The following is a 17,378-nucleotide window of genomic DNA, read 5'->3' on the forward strand; positions in this document are numbered from 1 at the left end:
CCAGCGTCTGAAATAGTCACGCTTGGACGGTCATCATCCGGATCAGGGCCCGGACCACTGCCGTCATCCACAATCGTTGCCGTACCGGTATCGCTGCCTTGTACTGCGCCAATGCCGGTTACCGTCACACTGAAATCTTCAGGGCCTTCGTACACCGCATCATCAATGGAAGCAATGCGCACATCAAACTCAGTTTGCCCTGCCGGCACGGTCACCACACCATCGTTTGGCACTGTCACCCAACCGCTTCCGGTGTTGTATTCTAAGGTGCCTAAGTCACCGGTTTCGGTGTCACCTAAGTTGAGGCCAAGCTCGACTTGAACTGTAGACTCGGAGGCATTCGATAGCGTCACTTTGAAGTTGGCTGTCTCACCCTCATTAATGGTGCCAGCATCTGAAATAGTCACGCTTGGACGGTCATCATCCGGATCGGGGCCCGGACCCGTACCATCATCCACTATCGTTGCCGTACCCGTATCGCTGCCTTGCACCGCCCCAATGCCAGTCACCGTCACGCTGAAATCTTCTGGACCTTCGTACACCGCATCATCAATAGAAGCAATGCGCACATCAAACTCAGTTTGCCCCTCTGGCACGGTCACCACACCATCGTTTGGCACTGCAACCCAACCGCTTCCGGTGTTGTATTCCAAGGTACCTAAGTCACCGGCTTCGGTATCGCCTAAGTTGAGGTCAAGCTCGACTTGAACTGTAGACTCGGAGGCGTTCGACAACGTCACTTTGAAATTCGCTGTATCCCCCTCATTGATGGTACCAGCATCGGTAATAGTCACATTCGGGCGGTCATCATCCGGATCGGGGCCCGGACCCGTACCATCATCCACTATCGTTGCCGTACCCGTATCGCTGCCTTGCACCGCCCCAATGCCAGTCACCGTCACGCTGAAATCTTCTGGACCTTCATAAACAGCATCATCAATGGAAGCGATACGCACATCAAACTCGGTTTGCCCCGCTGGCACCGTTACTACGCCATCGTTTGGCACTGCAACCCAACCGGAGCCTGTGTTGTATTCCAAGGTACCTAAGTCACCGGCTTCGGTATCGCCCAAGTTCAGGCCTAGCTCGACTTGAACAGTGGACTCGGAGGCATTCGACAACGTCACTTTGAAGTTGGCTGTCTCACCCTCATTGATGGTGCCAGCATCTGAAATAGTCACATTCGGGCGGTCATCATCCGGATCGGGGCCTGGCCCAGTGCCATCGTCCACGATCGTCGCCGTCCCCGTATCGCTGCCTTGTACTGCGCCAATGCCGGTTACTGTCACACTGAAATCTTCAGGGCCTTCGTAAACGGCGTCATCAACAGAAGCGATGCGCACATCAAACTCAGTTTGCCCTGCTGGCACCGTTACTACGCCATCGTTTGGCACTGCAACCCAACCACTTCCCGTGTTGTATTCTAGGGTGCCTAAGTCTCCAACTTCGGTGTCACCTAAGTTCAGGCCTAGCTCGACTTGAACAGTGGACTCGGAGGCATTCGACAGCGTCACTTTGAAGTTCGCTGTCTCACCCTCATTGATGGTGCCAGCATCTGAGATAGTCACGCTTGGACGGTCATCATCCGGATCAGGGCCCGGACCACTGCCGTCGTCCACGATCGTCGCCGTCCCCGTATCGCTGCCTTGCACTGCACCAATGCCAGTCACTGTCACACTGAAATCTTCAGGACCTTCATAAACGGCGTCATCAATGGAAGCGATACGCACATCAAACTCAGTTTGCCCCGCTGGCACCGTTACTACGCCATCGTTTGGCACTGCAACCCAACCGGAGCCTGTGTTGTATTCTAAGGTGCCTAAGTCTCCAACTTCGGTGTCACCTAAGTTCAGGCCTAGCTCGACTTGAACAGTGGACTCGGAGGCATTCGACAGCGTCACTTTGAAGTTCGCTGTCTCACCCTCATTAACCGTACCTGCATCACTCATCGTTACCGCTGGGCGATCATCATCAGGATTTGAGCCAGGTCCACTACCATCATCTAAAATAGTGGCAGTCCCAGTAACAGGTGTGCTTTGTTCTTCTGTCGTGCCAGAGAGCGTAAACGTTTCTGGGCCTTCAAATACAGAGTCGTCAATAGAGTCTATAGAGACCGTAAAGTCACTTTCACCCGGTGGGATCGAAATGGTAAAGGTTCCGCTTTCACCGACTGAAACTTCTTCTGTTGTACCATCAGAAAATGTTATGAGGACACGCTCATTGACGTAGTCACTCCCGTTCTCGTCAGCTGAGCCGCCTGTTGCGGTTCCATCAAGGAGAGAAAGAATGACATCAGTGTTGTCTTCAGTTGTTTGACTTAGAGTAATATCGAATACAACTTGGTCACCTTCGTTGATAGTCGGACTAGATATTTCTTGAACTAAGATAGTCGGTGGTACAGGGCCATTAATTACTCTGAAAAGATCCAACAAAGATAGTGCTTGAGTTGTAGATAGTCCGATTCCATCAATACCGACGGTCTCAAAATTCGTACTAGCCAACAATTCAGCGCCAGTACGATCTATTGCACCAGTATTTTGGGGGCTAGAACCACTTTCCTCACCTGCAGCTGGCTCAAAATCCTCACCAAGAGCAGTAGGGTCTTCTCCACTAGCGATAGCCTCGATTAGCGCAGTGACATCATCAGTAACGTTAATTGAACTACCTTGCGGTGTTACCTGTTGTACAATTAATTCTGATGTATCAGAAACTTCCTCAATAATTAATTCACCAGGCTGAGGTAGCTGACCACTTTCAAGACTTCTCAGGTTCCCATCAAGCCCTATAACCACGACATTGCTCATCAATGAACTTAACGCTACTCGATCCATGCTCTTCATCCTTGTATTAGTTTAATTAAAGGCTTGTTACTGCACTAAACACGTCTATAGTTTAGACAAAATATGAATTTTTCGTTTTATTCCAAGAGGATTTAGTTTTTTGAGAGTAATAAGGAAAATAACCGAAGAATTTGCCTTCATTTAAACCAGTTTCCGCTATGCTCTTAAGATAAAAAGGTTTTCTACGAAAAAATCGACCACTTACCAAGCAAGCTTTGCCTCGTATGCTAGAGTTTAGAGAGTAAGATTGTTGTTTTTTATTGAATTAAACATTTAAACATCAACAAGTTGATAATACGCACTAAGAAAATTCATTGTTTGTAACTTCTCGTCTCAAATATGAAACAGAATAAGAGCGACATGATTTTAGGAGAACTAACGTGAGATGGAATCGAGTACATATAGCCTGCTGTTGCTTAATAGTGTCTTCACCAGTTTTCGGTCAAACTCTAGAGCAAGCGGTTGCACAGACGCTACAAAATAACCCCGATATTAAGAGTGCATTTAACGAGTTTATGAGCCAGAAGTACATAAATGAAGCTTCATCAGGTGCTTACCTCCCCTCTGTTGATCTAGATGCTGGAATTGGATATGAAGGATTAGACCCGTCAGATGAAGTTGGTCGAGGAGACACGGATTACACTCGAAAGGAAGCTTCAGTGACACTGACCCAACTAATATGGGATGGTAGCGCTACATTAAATGATATTGATCGAACCGCAGCTGATGCTGAATCTGTTAGATTTCAACTCTTAGCAGATGCTTCAGATAAGGCACTTGAAGTGACTAAAGTGTACTTGGACGCTGTTAAAGCGTATGAAGTCCTAAAGCTTTCAGAAAACAACCTTGCTGTTCATAAAGATATTTACGATGACATTAAAAAACGAGTCAACTCGGGTATCGGCTCTACTGCTGACTTGACGCAGGTAGAAGCACGTTTGGCAAAAGCACACGGAAACTTAGCTGCTGCTCAAAATAACCTGTATGACTCTCACACGATGTTCACTCGTTTAGTCGGTCAAACACCACAAGGGTTAATCTTTCCGAGAGCGGACCAAAACTTTATCCCGTACACGGTTGATGAAGCGGTAGGCTTGGCATTTGAACTTCATCCCGTTATTCAAGTGGCGCTCGCAGACGTAGACTCGGCTAAGTTTCAATACAAACAGTCTAAAGGTGTTAATTACCCAACCATTTCAATTGAAGCTTCGCAAACATGGCGTGACGACGCTGATGGTTTAAAAGGTCGAAGTGATGAGACACTTGCCATGCTGCGTCTACGCTACAACCTATTCAATGGTGGCAGTGATGCAGCGAACTCAGAAAACTTTGCCTACCAGCTAAATAAAGCAAAAGACTTGCGTGAAGGTGCCTATCGCAATGTTGAAGAAGGGTTAAGGCTTTCTTGGAGTGCGCTTGATTTAACATTACAACAAAAAGAGTTTCTATCAGATCATGTAGACTCTGCGTCTGAAACCGTAATTGCTTACGAGAAGCAATATCGCATCGGTAAACGAACACTGCTTGATCTATTGAACACTGAAAACGAGCTCTTTGAGGCGCGTAAAGACTACTTAGATTCTAAATACGCAGAGCAGTACGCCAAATATCGAGTGATGAACGCAACTGGGCAACTGTTGAGTGCATTAAGGGTTGAAATGCCTAAAGAATGGCTAGAAGAAGTGGAGTATTAATTATGAAACACATAGCTTTTATTACACTCTCATTAATGCTCTCCGCATGCAGTTCATCAGATCGTGGTGATGAATATGATTACATAGATACCCCAATTGCCGATCAGTGGGCTGATCATATAGATGATGACTCTGACGGAGTCATTAACGAGCGAGATTTGTGCCCGGGTACACCTTTGGGTGCCGAAATAGACAACGACGGTTGCGGTTCGTACGTTGACTCCTCACAAGAAATGCAAATTCGAGTACTATTTGCGAACGATTCCGATGTGATCAACCCTATCTTTACGCAACAAATTCTTGAACTATCCGACTTTTTGAAAGAGTACCCGAACACGTCTATAGAGATTCAAGGTTATGCTAGTCGCACTGGTACTGCAGAACATAATCTTGACTTATCTAAGCGCCGCGCTGAAAACGTTAGAAAAGAGCTCATGAAGAACGGCATTAGTGGAGATAGAGTTACCATTGTCGGCTATGGAGACACAGTACTTGCGACACAAGGTACAGACCAAGTTAGTCACGCATTGAACCGTCGAGTAACCGCAACAGTGATTGGCCACAAGGGTGAAGTGAAGAAAGAATGGACCGTTTTCACAACACTTCCAAAAAGCTAGCACAACAATAAACAGACCGTAAAAATAAAAGGTCTAGCAAATTGCTAGACCTTTTTGATTTTAAATTTGACTACAGTTTAGCGCTACTACATGTCTTTGTACTGAGCTTCTAAACTCGCAATTAAGCTTTGAGTCACATCATCAACACTTGCACCGTCAAAATGGATGTCCAATGTCGAGCTCCCTTTTGTAATACTCAGGTTTGCCTCAGATCCCCCGTCTGGTGCCACTTCTACATGATACTCTCCGACATCACCAGTATGATCACCTGATTGAAGATCATTAAGAAGCTCTCCAATTTCATCTTTAGATAAGTCGTCAAACAGATCTGAGAAGTCTAGAGCGTCTTCATTTTTATTGAAGTCAGTGACAGTATCAACATCGTTAGTGACTTCACTCCACTTAAAGATGTCGGCCCCTTCTGACCCTGTTAAAGTATCACTACCTAAACCACCAATCAGAATATCATCCCCTTCACCGCCAACGAGTATGTCGTTGCCACCATGACCAAATAGTAAGTCATCACCAGCGCCGCCATATAAATTATCCGATTTATCTCCTTGGTGAGTTTGGTTGAATTCTTCCAAGTTATTTCTAACGTACTCATGTATATCTTCGCCGTCAACGGTAGACACATCCTGACCCGTTTGCTGCGCCACATGTGATTGAATCGCACTTAAGCCTTGTTCATTACCACCAAACTCAATTAAGTCACCTAACAAGATATCGTTACCTTCACCTCCTTGAATAGTGTCTGAACCTTGTTTGAGAGGTACATCTTGACCCAATATCGTTTCAGCAAGCTTAGTAACATCAATATCTGACTCTACCACACCATCAGTGTCATACTGCTTGAGTGTATGTTCATCAACGCCACTCCCAAGACCTATCGCTTCTATAGAGGACAATGCCGCTAGTACTTGATACATGTGTTGAGCTTGTGTCGAGCTATTCCCTTCATCGTAATAACGGATAGAGCCATAATATCTGTCGATATCGCCAAGGATTCTTCCTGTTAGCGGTGAATAAACCTTACCGTAACTATCTATAACGACATCACCTTTGTAGGTAACTGTTTGTCCGTATGAGTAATTGTTTTTACTCGCAATATCTTGCAGGGTAACAAGCTTGCCAGAATTATCGACGTCCAAAATCACTTTCGAGAATTCACTCGGTGCTACACCATAGAGGTATGTTGCTCTATTTGGTTGACCATCCGTAACAAAGTACGTGATATTTTGGCCATTAGGGTTAGGTTGACTGCTGAACCATTCAACGGCCGACTGTAAGCCCGCCTCATAGTTTGTGCCGCCAGAACCCTCATCATCAATTACACGATTCAACTCTTCTACAAACTCTTTTCTTGCTGTAAGAGAACTCAAGTCAACAGAAATCACCGCTGATGCACTTGAAGCAAATTCACTAAGGTGAATATTCACTGTCCCTGGCTTCTCTCCTTGATTTACCGCACTTAACAGCTCATCAAACACATCTAGCACTTCTTGCTTCGCAGTTCCTACCCAGTTACCCATGCTCCCTGAAGTGTCCAGAACAAATGCGATGTTGTAGTCCTGACCTGCAATGATCTCCAATCCTTGAACATCACCAACAATAATATCGTGATCGTCACTACCCGTTATCTGATCATTCCCATGCGATCCCGACTCCAACACATAGTCACGAGCTGTAAGCTCAACGGATTCAGTTGTTGAAGCTGCGTCATTATTTGATCCTTCAACAGACGTAGCAGTAACGCTTAGCGGGAACTCTAAGCTGCCTTCATAATCGAATGGCACTCTGATATCCAGGGAAAGCTTACCATCTGTACCAAGAGTGACAGGGTAATCTCCATTTGAATCTTGCTTAATTGCGACCCCATCAACATACACGTCAACACCGTCTGGTAGATCTTGTACAAGAGCAGTCTGCGCTAAATCCTCACTTCCATCGACATCAACTAGATCAACATCCACATCGACCGAAATCCAGCGATCTTGAAGCACTTCATAAGTGCCATCAGGTTTCAAATCAACAATTTTGTCTGCAAAAACAACGCGTTCAATTTCATATAAATGATCACCTCGGTCATCACTACCTGTATGATCGTTTACCGAATCGATAGAACGACTATCTAATAAAATCCAATATGGAACTTTACCTCCATGATCGTCTTTGAAGGTCATTTTGTAGTCATCAAAGTTCCCTGTTAAGTAGACTGTATCTTTACCATCATGCAGAGTAAGACTGGTCGCGTCATCACCATAAAACGTATCATTGTTACCACCGCCAACAAATACGTCATCGCCACCGCCACCATAGAATACATCGTTGAAATCTGTCCCAACAAACAAGCTGTCGGTGTCACTTAAGTCAGTATTGACTCCCAACACAACACCAGCGTGTGTATTAATTTTAGGTACTGCATTATCCAACCCAAGGTTGGCTGCGACAGCCTCATTTTCGGTATTGGTATTATTTATTGCCGATGTAGCTAAGTGATGGTTTGGATCAATAGCATCTCGTTTAACTAAGTCGCCAACATTGATCGTGATCGTAGGTGCATCTGCGATAGCAACAACATTGATATCAAGTGTATTTGTTACGCCAGTATTTGTGGTATAGCTAATTAATGGAACGTCACCTGACCAATGCTCAGCAGGTTCAAATATGTAACTACCATCTCGGTTTACTAGTAACGTACCACTAGTCAAAGAAACACTTTCGCCTACCTCGTAATCAGCACCATCGATAGTAAGATGATCTACCATCAGAATATTGTCGCCGTCAGAGTCATTAAGCAATACATTCCCTTGTAGAGTATTGTCTTCTATGGTTTCGCCCAAATCACTTTCCGTTTCCGTCGGTAAGTTCTCATGTACTACAACATTGATCGCCAAGTTAGATTCTGCTGAATCACCATTCGAGCTTTCTGTACTCGTTGCAGTCAAATTGATAGTGAAGTCATCATGGGAGCCCGCAGGTGGAGTCACAGTAAGTGCATCTAATGCCCAACTTGTCACGTCCAGTTCTTCATCAATAGTTGCGACAGTAATAGAACTATTTCCATCTGAAAGGATCGCACCTACAGGTAAGCCAGTTAGCGTGACTTTAAGTGATTCAGAGCCATCTGTATCATTTAAGCTTGCTTTAATTTCAGAGAGCGGTATCGCAGTATCTTGTAACCCTTCGTTCAGCTGGTATGTTTCGTAAAACGCAACACCATTAACTTCTTGTAGTTCAGACGTTCTGATATCAGTTGCTTCTAGTGCACTTTCATCACTAACTACGTAAAGACTACTATTGCTCAGGTTGACAGGCGCTTGTCCATTAATGGATACATCCACATTAAAGTTACCCGGACCACTTTGGTTATGGTGATAAATTTCAATTGGATAAAAGCCAGATACCGAAGGGGTAAAGCTAGCTCCCTTAATATCACCACTGTCGCTCCCCCAACGAGCTTGATCAAGTAACGTACCACCCAACTTAATTGCAAGGCTATCATCGGCTTGACCGACAAAGTCGTAACTCGAGCCAGCTTCGAGATAAACAAGAGATGTGACTAGAACGGCCTCATTTGCCAAGGTTGCATGAGTCCCTAAATCTTCCACATTTGCCCAACTCAATCGAGTACCATCGGCTTCATTAAGAGCGTTGATCGCTGAGATTAGAGTCTCTCCATTGACCCCCATACCATCACTAGAACCAACTTGAACATTACTCCATGTCGTAACGTTAAACTCTTGTTGAGGCAATGAGTTTAATGGCGTCACTGCAATTAAGTTCGGTTTGTCAGCTACAGGGTTCACGTCTATTGTCAGTGTCGACTCTTGACCAGAGCTCTGCCCATCTGTCGGTTTAAAACCAATTTGAGCGTAACTAGATTCCTGATCTCCGACTTGATTTCCGCCGAAGCTGTCACTGCCTGATTCATTTAATTCAGGTACAAAACAAACACCGTTTTCCTCAAAAAGCGATTTATCGAGGACTTGATCGATTTGTACAGACTGCCAATCGCCTTGCGAATCTCTGTACTCTAATGAGCCATCGCTAGGAAGCGTTGTAATTTGGACGGATAGATCTGATACATCAGAGTCCACATCGCTAATACCGAATGATGACCAATCAAGCATCACTTGAGTATCTTCATTCATCTCAACCACTGAAGGCGAAGATTCAGGAGCATCATTCACATTTACCAGAGAAACATTTACCTCGGCAGTATCAATCCCGCCAGTTCCATCGATAACCTCAACCTGAAGCGTATAATCGCCCAAGTCAACATCATCGATTGTCTTGTTCAATGAAATCTCTCCACTTGTCGGGTCGATATCAAAAATACCATTAGTGCTCGAGCCATCTGCAAAGCGGTATACAAGCACGTCATTATCGTGATCTTCAGCAACGACCGTGCCGATAACGGCCCCACTCACCGTGTTTTCGTTAACTGACCCGAAGTCGTAAACATCATCATTTGGTTTGTCACCAGCACTATCGCCGCCAGAAATAAACTCTGGAGCGTGCTGAGCATCTATAATAGAGACTGTTGCTTCATTCGAGTCACTTGCAAGCGTCGAATCTGCACCAACCGTATCAATTAGAGTCACGGTTAGGTTTTCAAGATCTTCGTAAATACCATCATCGAGAGTTTTTATATCAATCGGCGCCGACGTTTTACCCGCTGGAATCGTGACTGTGTACGTACTTGGAGCAATATAATCTTTGTCATCAACATTCCCTCCGATTGTGAATGTTACCAGTACATCTTCATCTGCTTTTTGGTCAATGTTGACGATAAATTTTGCATCACTACCTTCATCAACTGAGGATTGATCTGAGCTAATAGTCACTTTCGGTGCACTTTGGGCATCAACGATCACAACACTTGCGCTGTTATTTGAAGCAATGCTCGCATCAGCGCCATCCACCTCTTTAATGGTTACTGTGAAAGATTCTGCGCCCTCATAAATACCATCGGTGACCGTCAGTAAGTCAAGAGCAGCTGAAGATTGACCCGCAGGAACTTCAACACTCAGAACGCCAACAAAATCTTTTCCATCTTGGGCCACGCCACTATATTCGACATGAACCGTAACACTCTCATCTGCAACTTTATCAAGTGTCAGCGTAAAGCCTGCCGTTTCACCTTCATTTACGCTGTTTTGATCGGCACTAATACTAACTAAAGGTGCAGGATCAGAATCCACAATATTTGCGTTACCAGTTGCAATACCATTACTGGTGACACTACCGATTTCCGTAACCGTCAGACCAAAGCTCTCATCACCTTCATGGACATTATCTAGTTTGGTCGGGACTGCGACTTTAATTTCAGCGACACCTGGAGGTATGGTAACGTCTCCATTAGGCGCCATATCTAATGTTTGAGTTTGACCATGAGTATCCACATAGGTCACTACCATAGTGCCTAAATCAACATCTTCCGCAGTATAGCTATCATTTGTTGTTGACTTCAGATTGACGACAACGGCCTCTTGAACAGGGTTAGAGAGTAAAACGGTAAATATTGCGTCAGTTCCTTCAATGACATCGCCGGCATCTACTACGCTAAGTTTTGTACTGTCATTATCAAGAACTGTTGCCGTCCCCGTTTCACCGCCGATCTCAAGAACGATCGTTTCGCTGCTTTCCACAACCAAGTCATCAATAGTCGGAATCGATATTTCGAAGCTACTTATACCTGCAGGAACAATCAAGTAACCACCTAAGAAAACAACACCATTTGTATAGGTTGCATTTGATAGATTTACGTCATTCTTATCAACTGAAGAACCTTGAGCAAGCATATCAACTTGGTACTTAACGGCAGTGCTGGTGGTTTCATTTAGAACAACCGAGAACGTGACATTGTCACCCTCAGTCACGCTATCACCGACCACAGACAGGCTTGGCCCATTTTCAGCAATATTACCATCTAGCATTTCATTAACGATATTGACTGTAGATGGATCGCTAACGCCATTTTCAGAGTCGACTGCCACATATCCAAAGCTGTCTTCGGCAGGTACACCTTCTACATAACGTAACTCCCAGTTCCCTTCATTTTTCGTAGAAAAATCTAACTGAGTAATGACCGAACCTTCAGGAAGAGCTAGATCTTTCCCATAACCAACGCTTGTTTCTTGGAATAGCATGAAGTTGCCTTCAGGCTTCAAAAACTCGAACGTTTGAGTCTGTTGGACATTATTTGAATCTAAGTATGTAACCGTAATAAGTGCTGCGTTGTCATCACCGTAATCAAACAATCCACCTAATCCATCTAAGCCAAGGTTTACGCTGCCCACAGGGTTATTAGACAAATCGATCGTAATCGTTTCACCTTTCTCAATACCCTGCCCATCATTGTCAGCGATACCATTGCCGATGTGTGACACCTGGCGGTTGTACTGCGCAAGCTCACCGCTATCAGAAGAAATGGTGATAGAAGCTCCATTTGCTAAATGCTCAGTACGGGAGTGTGATGGACCTCCGTCCTCACTTAGCCCCCAATTATTGAAATCTGTTGTAGACTCGGAACTATTTGGTGTATCTGGGCGATCCTTGATACCTAATAAGAAACCCACATTATCAGCTTCATAGTAAAGGCTGTCTTTGTCATAAAGCGTATCGCTTACTTCTTTAATTTCGTGCAACTCACCATCACTATCTTTAAAGAACAACGTACCTGAGGTTGGCAGTTCAGTAATTCGGACATGTAGATCGTTGCCTTTTAAGTCGTCTTCAACATCCGCGATATGATCTTGAGAGTCACCGCGACCCAGAGGCTTCGTATCGGTATCAAACACAACGTGCGTAAGCTGATCATCGGCCACATGCGTAAAGTCTTCACTGTCAGGTTTGTCGTTTACTGGCGTGACATCGACGTTAACAATGGTGGATTCACTGACACCACCGGAGGTGACGATGTAGGTGAAGCTGTCTGCCCCGTGGTAGTTGTCGTTTGGTGTATAAGTGACGCTGCCATCCGAGTTGACCGAGACCGTGCCGTTCGCTGGACCGTTGTTGGTATCCAGCGACACCACTTTGTCGTCGCCTTCGAACGTGTCGTTATCTAAGACCTTGATGATGGTCGGCGTGTCTTCCACGACCGTCGCTTTGTCTGCCACGATGTCCGCCACAGGCGCTACTGTGAAGTTCACCGTTTGGCTAACGCTCTCGCCGCTTGGATCGGTAGCAGTAAACGTTAGGGTTTCTGAGCCGTTCCAGTCTGCCGTTGGGCTAATGGTCGCGATGCCATTTTCAATCGAAACCAACACGTTGCTGTTGCCAGAGACGCTAAACGTTAACTCACCATCAACGTTATCCACGTCGCTGAAAGCGGTATTCAGATCGATGGTGTATGGCGTAAAGTCTTCCGCCAAGGTTTGGTCTGCGATGTTGCTTTCAACCACAGGCGTGTCGTTCACCGCATTCACGGTGACGTTGACCGTCGCTTGGTCAGTCAGTGCACCATCGCTAACGGTGTAAGTGATTTCAGCGTCACCATGGAAGTTCTCAGCCGGTGTGAACACCAACTTGCCGTCAACAATCTCGACTGTACCTTGTGCTTCAGGTACAGACGCCGATTGGATAGACAGCGTATCACCATCAATGTCAGTATCGTTTGGCAGAACATCAATCGTCACTGGCGTGTCTTCGTCAGTAACGGCATTGTCATTGGTCGCCACTGGCGCGTCGTTCACTGGTGTGACATCGACGTTCACCGTGGTGAATTCCGATACCCCACCGGAGGTAACGATGTACGTGAAGCTGTCTGCCCCGTGGTAGTTGTCGTTTGGCGTGTAAGTGACGCTGCCATCCGGGTTGACTGAGACCGTGCCGTTGGCTGGACCGTGATTGGTATCCAGCGACACCACTTTGTCGTCGCCTTCGAACGTATCGTTATCTAAGACCTTGATGATGGTTGGCGTGTCTTCCACAACCGTCGCTTTGTCTGCCACGATGTCCGCCACAGGCGCAACCGTGAAGTTCACCGTTTGGCTAACGCTTTCACCGCTTGGATCGGTAGCAGTAAAGGTCAATGCTTCTGAGCCGTTCCAGTCCGCGGTTGGAGTGAACGTAGCAATACCGTTGACGATCGCCACTTGAATGTTGCTGTTGCCAGCAACGCTTAAGCTCAGATCGCCATCTACGTTATCCACATCACTGAAAGCGGTATTTAGATCGATGCTGTATGGCGTAAAGTCTTCCGCCAAGGTTTGGTCTGCAATGTTGCTTTCAACCACAGGCGTGTCGTTCACCGCATTCACGGTGACGTTGACCGTCGCTTGGTCAGTCAGCGAACCATCGGTGACGGTATAAGTGATTTCGACATCACCATTGAAGTTCTCGGCCGGTGTGAACACCAGTTTGCCGTCAACAATCTCGACTGTCCCTTGCTCACTCGGCACAGACGCCGATTGGATAGACAGCGTATCACCATCAATATCAGTGTCGTTTGGCAGGACATCAATCGTCACTGGCGTGTCTTCGTCAGTAACAGCGGTATCATCTTTTGCCACTGGCGCATCGTTCACTGGCGTGACATCGACGTTCACCGTGGTGGACTCCGATACCCCACCCGACGTGACGATGTACGTGAAGCTGTCTGTGCCGTGGAAGTTGTCGTTTGGCGTGTAAGTGACGCTGCCGTCCGGGTTGACCGAGACCGTACCGTTCGCTGGACCGTGATTGCTATCCAGCGACACCACTTTATCGTCGCCTTCGAACGTGTCGTTACCTAAGACCTTAATGATGGTCGGCGTGTCTTCCACAACCGTCGCTTTGTCTGCCACGATGTCCGCCACAGGGGCTACCGCGAAGTTCACCGTTTGGCTAACGCTTTCACCGCCTGGATCGGTCGCAGTAAAGGTCAACGCTTCAGAGCCGTTCCAGTCTGCCGTTGGGCTAATGGTCGCGATGCCATTTTCTATTGAGACATTGACATTACTGTTGCCTGAGACGCTAAACGTTAACTCGCCATCCACGTTATCCACATCGCTGAAAGCGGTATTCAGATCGATGGTGTATGGCGTAAAGTCTTCCGCCAAGGTTTGGTCTGCAATGTTGCTTTCAACCACAGGCGTGTCGTTCACCGCATTCACGGTGACGTTAACCGTCGCTTGGTCAGTCAGTGCACCATCGGTCACGGTGTAAGTGATTTCGGCGTCACCATGGAAGTTCTCAGCCGGTGTGAACACCAACTTGCCGTCAACAATTTCAACTGTACCTTGGTCACTCGGCACAGACGCCGAATCAATGCTTAACGTATCACCATCGATGTCAGTATCGTTTGGTAGGACATCAATCGTCACTGGCGTGTCTTCGTCAGTGACAGCGGTATCATCTTTTGCCACTGGCGCGTCATTCACTGGCGTCACATCGACGTTCACCGTGGTGGACTCTGACACCCCACCTGACGTAACGATGTAGGTGAAGCTGTCTGTGCCGTGGAAGTTGTCGTTTGGCGTGTAAGTGACGCTGCCATCCGGGTTGACCGAGACCGTGCCGTTAGCTGGACCGTTATTGGTATCCAGCGACACCACTTTGTCGTCGCCTTCGAACGTGTCGTTATCTAAGACCTTAATGATGGTTGGCGTATCTTCCACAACCGTCGCTTTATCTGCCACGATATCCGCCACTGGCGCTACTGTGAAGTTCACCGTTTGGCTGACGCTTTCACCGCTTGGATCGGTAGCCGTAAACGTCAGCGCTTCTGAGCCGTTCCAGTCTGCCGTTGGAGTGAACGTAGCAATCCCATTGACGATCGCCACTTGAATGTTGCTGTTGCCAGAGACACTAAACGTTAACTCACCATCGGCGTTATCCACATCACTGAAAGCGGTATTTAGATCGATGCTGTATGGCGTGAAGTCTTCCGCCAAGGTTTGGTCTGCAATGCTGCTTTCAACCACAGGCGTGTCGTTCACCGCATTCACGGTGACGTTGACCGTCGCTTGGTCAGTCAGTGAACCATCGGTCACGGTATAAGTGATTTCAGCGTCACCATGGAAGTTCTCAGCCGGTGTGAACACCAACTTGCCGTCAACAATTTCAACTGTACCTTGGTCACTCGGCACAGACGCCGAGTCAATACGTAATGTATCGCCATCAATGTCGGTGTCGTTTGGCAGGACATCAATCGTCACTGGCGTGTCTTCGTCAGTAACGGCATTGTCATTGGTCGCCACTGGCGCGTCATTCACTGGCGTCACATCGATGTTCACTGTGGTGGACTCGGATACCCCACCGGAGGTAACGATGTAGGTGAAGCTGTCTGTTCCGTGATAGTTGTCATTCGGCGTGTAAGTGACGCTGCCGTCCGAGTTGACCGAGACCGTGCCGTTAGCTGGGCCGTTATTGGTATCCAGCGACACCACTTTGTCGTTGCCTTCGAACGTGTCGTTACCTAAGACCTTGATGATGGTCGGCGTGTCTTCCACAACCGTCGCTTTATCTGCCACGATGTCCGCCACAGGCGCTACTGTGAAGTTCACCGTTTGGCTGACGCTTTCACCGCTTGGATCGGTGGCAGTAAAGGTTAACGCTTCTGAGCCGTTCCAGTCTGCGGTTCGAGTGAACGTAGCAATACCGTTGACGATCGCCACTTGAATGTTGCTATTACCAGAGACGCTAAACGTTAACTCGCCATCCACATTATCCACATCACTGAAAGCGGTGTTTAGATCGATGCTGTATGGCGTAAAGTCTTCTGCCAAGGTTTGGTCTGCGAGGTTGCTTTCAACCACAGGTGTGTCGTTCACCGCATTCACCGTGACGTTAACCGTCGCTTGGTCGGTCAGTGCACCATCGGTCACGGTGTAAGTAATTTCAGCATCGCCATGGAAGTTCTCAGCCGGTGTGAAGACCAGTTTGCCATCAACAATCTCGACTGTGCCTTGCGCTTCAGGTACGGACGCCGATTCAATCGACAGCGTATCGCCATCAATGTCGGTGTCGTTTGGCAGGACATCAATCGTTACTGAGCTATCTTCCTCTGTAATTGTTGTATCATTAGAGGCAATAGGCGCATCGTTAACTGAGTTTACTGTTACCGAAACTTGAGCTTCATCCTCTAACTCACCATCTGAGATGGTGTAGCTAATCGTTGCATTACCGTTGAAATTTTCAGCCGGAGTGAAAACAAGCTTACCATCGATAATCTCAACGATACCTTGCTCTTCTGGTACAGAAGCAGAGGTAATGATTAAATCATCACCTTCAATATCACTGTCGTTAGCGAGCACATCAATTACAACCTGGGAATCCTCGTCAGTTTGAATCGCATCATTAGTTGCTATTGGCGCGTCATTAACAGGCGTAATATCTAAGTTAGCAGTGCCATTAATAACACCGCCATCGTTATCAATAATGTCATAGGAGAATGACACTTCAGTGTCATCGTCAGCCTCTGGAATGTAAGTCCAAGATCCATCGCTGTTATCAATTAAGGTGCCATTCCCACTCTCAATAGTGACGTTTGTAATGACAAGAGTATCGGCATCATCAATATTGACGTTCGATAGTAATTCTTCAGTAGTTATCGTGATTGGATCGCTATCTTCCTCAACAGCGCTTAATGTCACTGGAGAATTAGTAAGTGGCTTACTTGAGCCATCCCCACTTGTCTCGATACCTGTTGTGAAGAAATCATTTAAGGTCAACGCTTGAGTTTCAGATAAGCCGAGGGATTCTAAGCCAATAGTTTCAAAGTTTGTTGAGGCTAGCACTTCAGTACCATCTCGTACAATCGTGGCACTATTTTGCAAACTGGAGCCACTATTTTCACCCGCTGCAGGTGCGAGTTCTTCATCAATAGCAGAAGGGTCTTGACCTTGCTCAATAGCACTAATAATCTGTGCTACATCGTCTGAAATATCTTTTAAACCTTGCTCTTGAGCAAGCTGAATTTTCAGGTCTTGAGGCGCAGCATCTGTCATTGCCACTATCACTTCACCTGGTAGAGGCTGCTGTCCTTCTGCAAGGACTCTCAGCTGCCCATCCAAACCTATTACGACGACTTGATTACCGAATGGCACTAATGCTGTACGATCCATATAAACCTTAACCCTAAATAACTGTCAAGTTTTTGACTAATAATACTAATTTGCTATATATTGCCCGAATATATAGTGCAATAACAGCAATTTGATGCTCAATGAAGTAATTATGTGTCATACATCAATAAGAATCCAGATGCATAAGTGTTTTATTTTATTAAAATCTGG

Annotated in this window: 4 protein-coding genes; 2 read left to right on the forward strand and 2 right to left on the reverse strand. The window is 46.4% G+C overall.

The window, feature by feature from the left end:
- The coding region (locus tag R7041_RS01220) for a Calx-beta domain-containing protein (RefSeq protein WP_318114829.1) at nt 1-2,831 on the reverse strand (2,831 nt) is incomplete at its 3' end.
- A 389-nt stretch (nt 2,832-3,220) separates the two neighbouring features.
- Here R7041_RS01220 and R7041_RS01225 point away from each other — a divergent pair.
- Complete coding sequence (locus tag R7041_RS01225; protein WP_021707835.1) at nt 3,221-4,534, forward strand: TolC family outer membrane protein; 1,314 nt, start codon at nt 3,221-3,223, stop codon at nt 4,532-4,534.
- Between the two features lie 2 nt (nt 4,535-4,536).
- Complete coding sequence (locus R7041_RS01230) at nt 4,537-5,151, forward strand: OmpA family protein (protein WP_005377363.1); 615 nt, start codon at nt 4,537-4,539, stop codon at nt 5,149-5,151.
- 86 nt (nt 5,152-5,237) lie between these two features.
- Here the strand turns inward: R7041_RS01230 and R7041_RS01235 are convergent, their stop codons facing one another.
- Nucleotides 5,238-17,207, reverse strand: coding sequence for a tandem-95 repeat protein (locus tag R7041_RS01235; RefSeq protein ID WP_318114827.1), 11,970 nt, complete (start codon nt 17,205-17,207; stop codon nt 5,238-5,240).
- Nucleotides 17,208-17,378: the final 171 nt, after the last annotated feature.

This window comes from Vibrio sp. 1751, assembly GCF_033339895.1.
GTDB classification, from domain to species: domain Bacteria; phylum Pseudomonadota; class Gammaproteobacteria; order Enterobacterales; family Vibrionaceae; genus Vibrio; species Vibrio alginolyticus.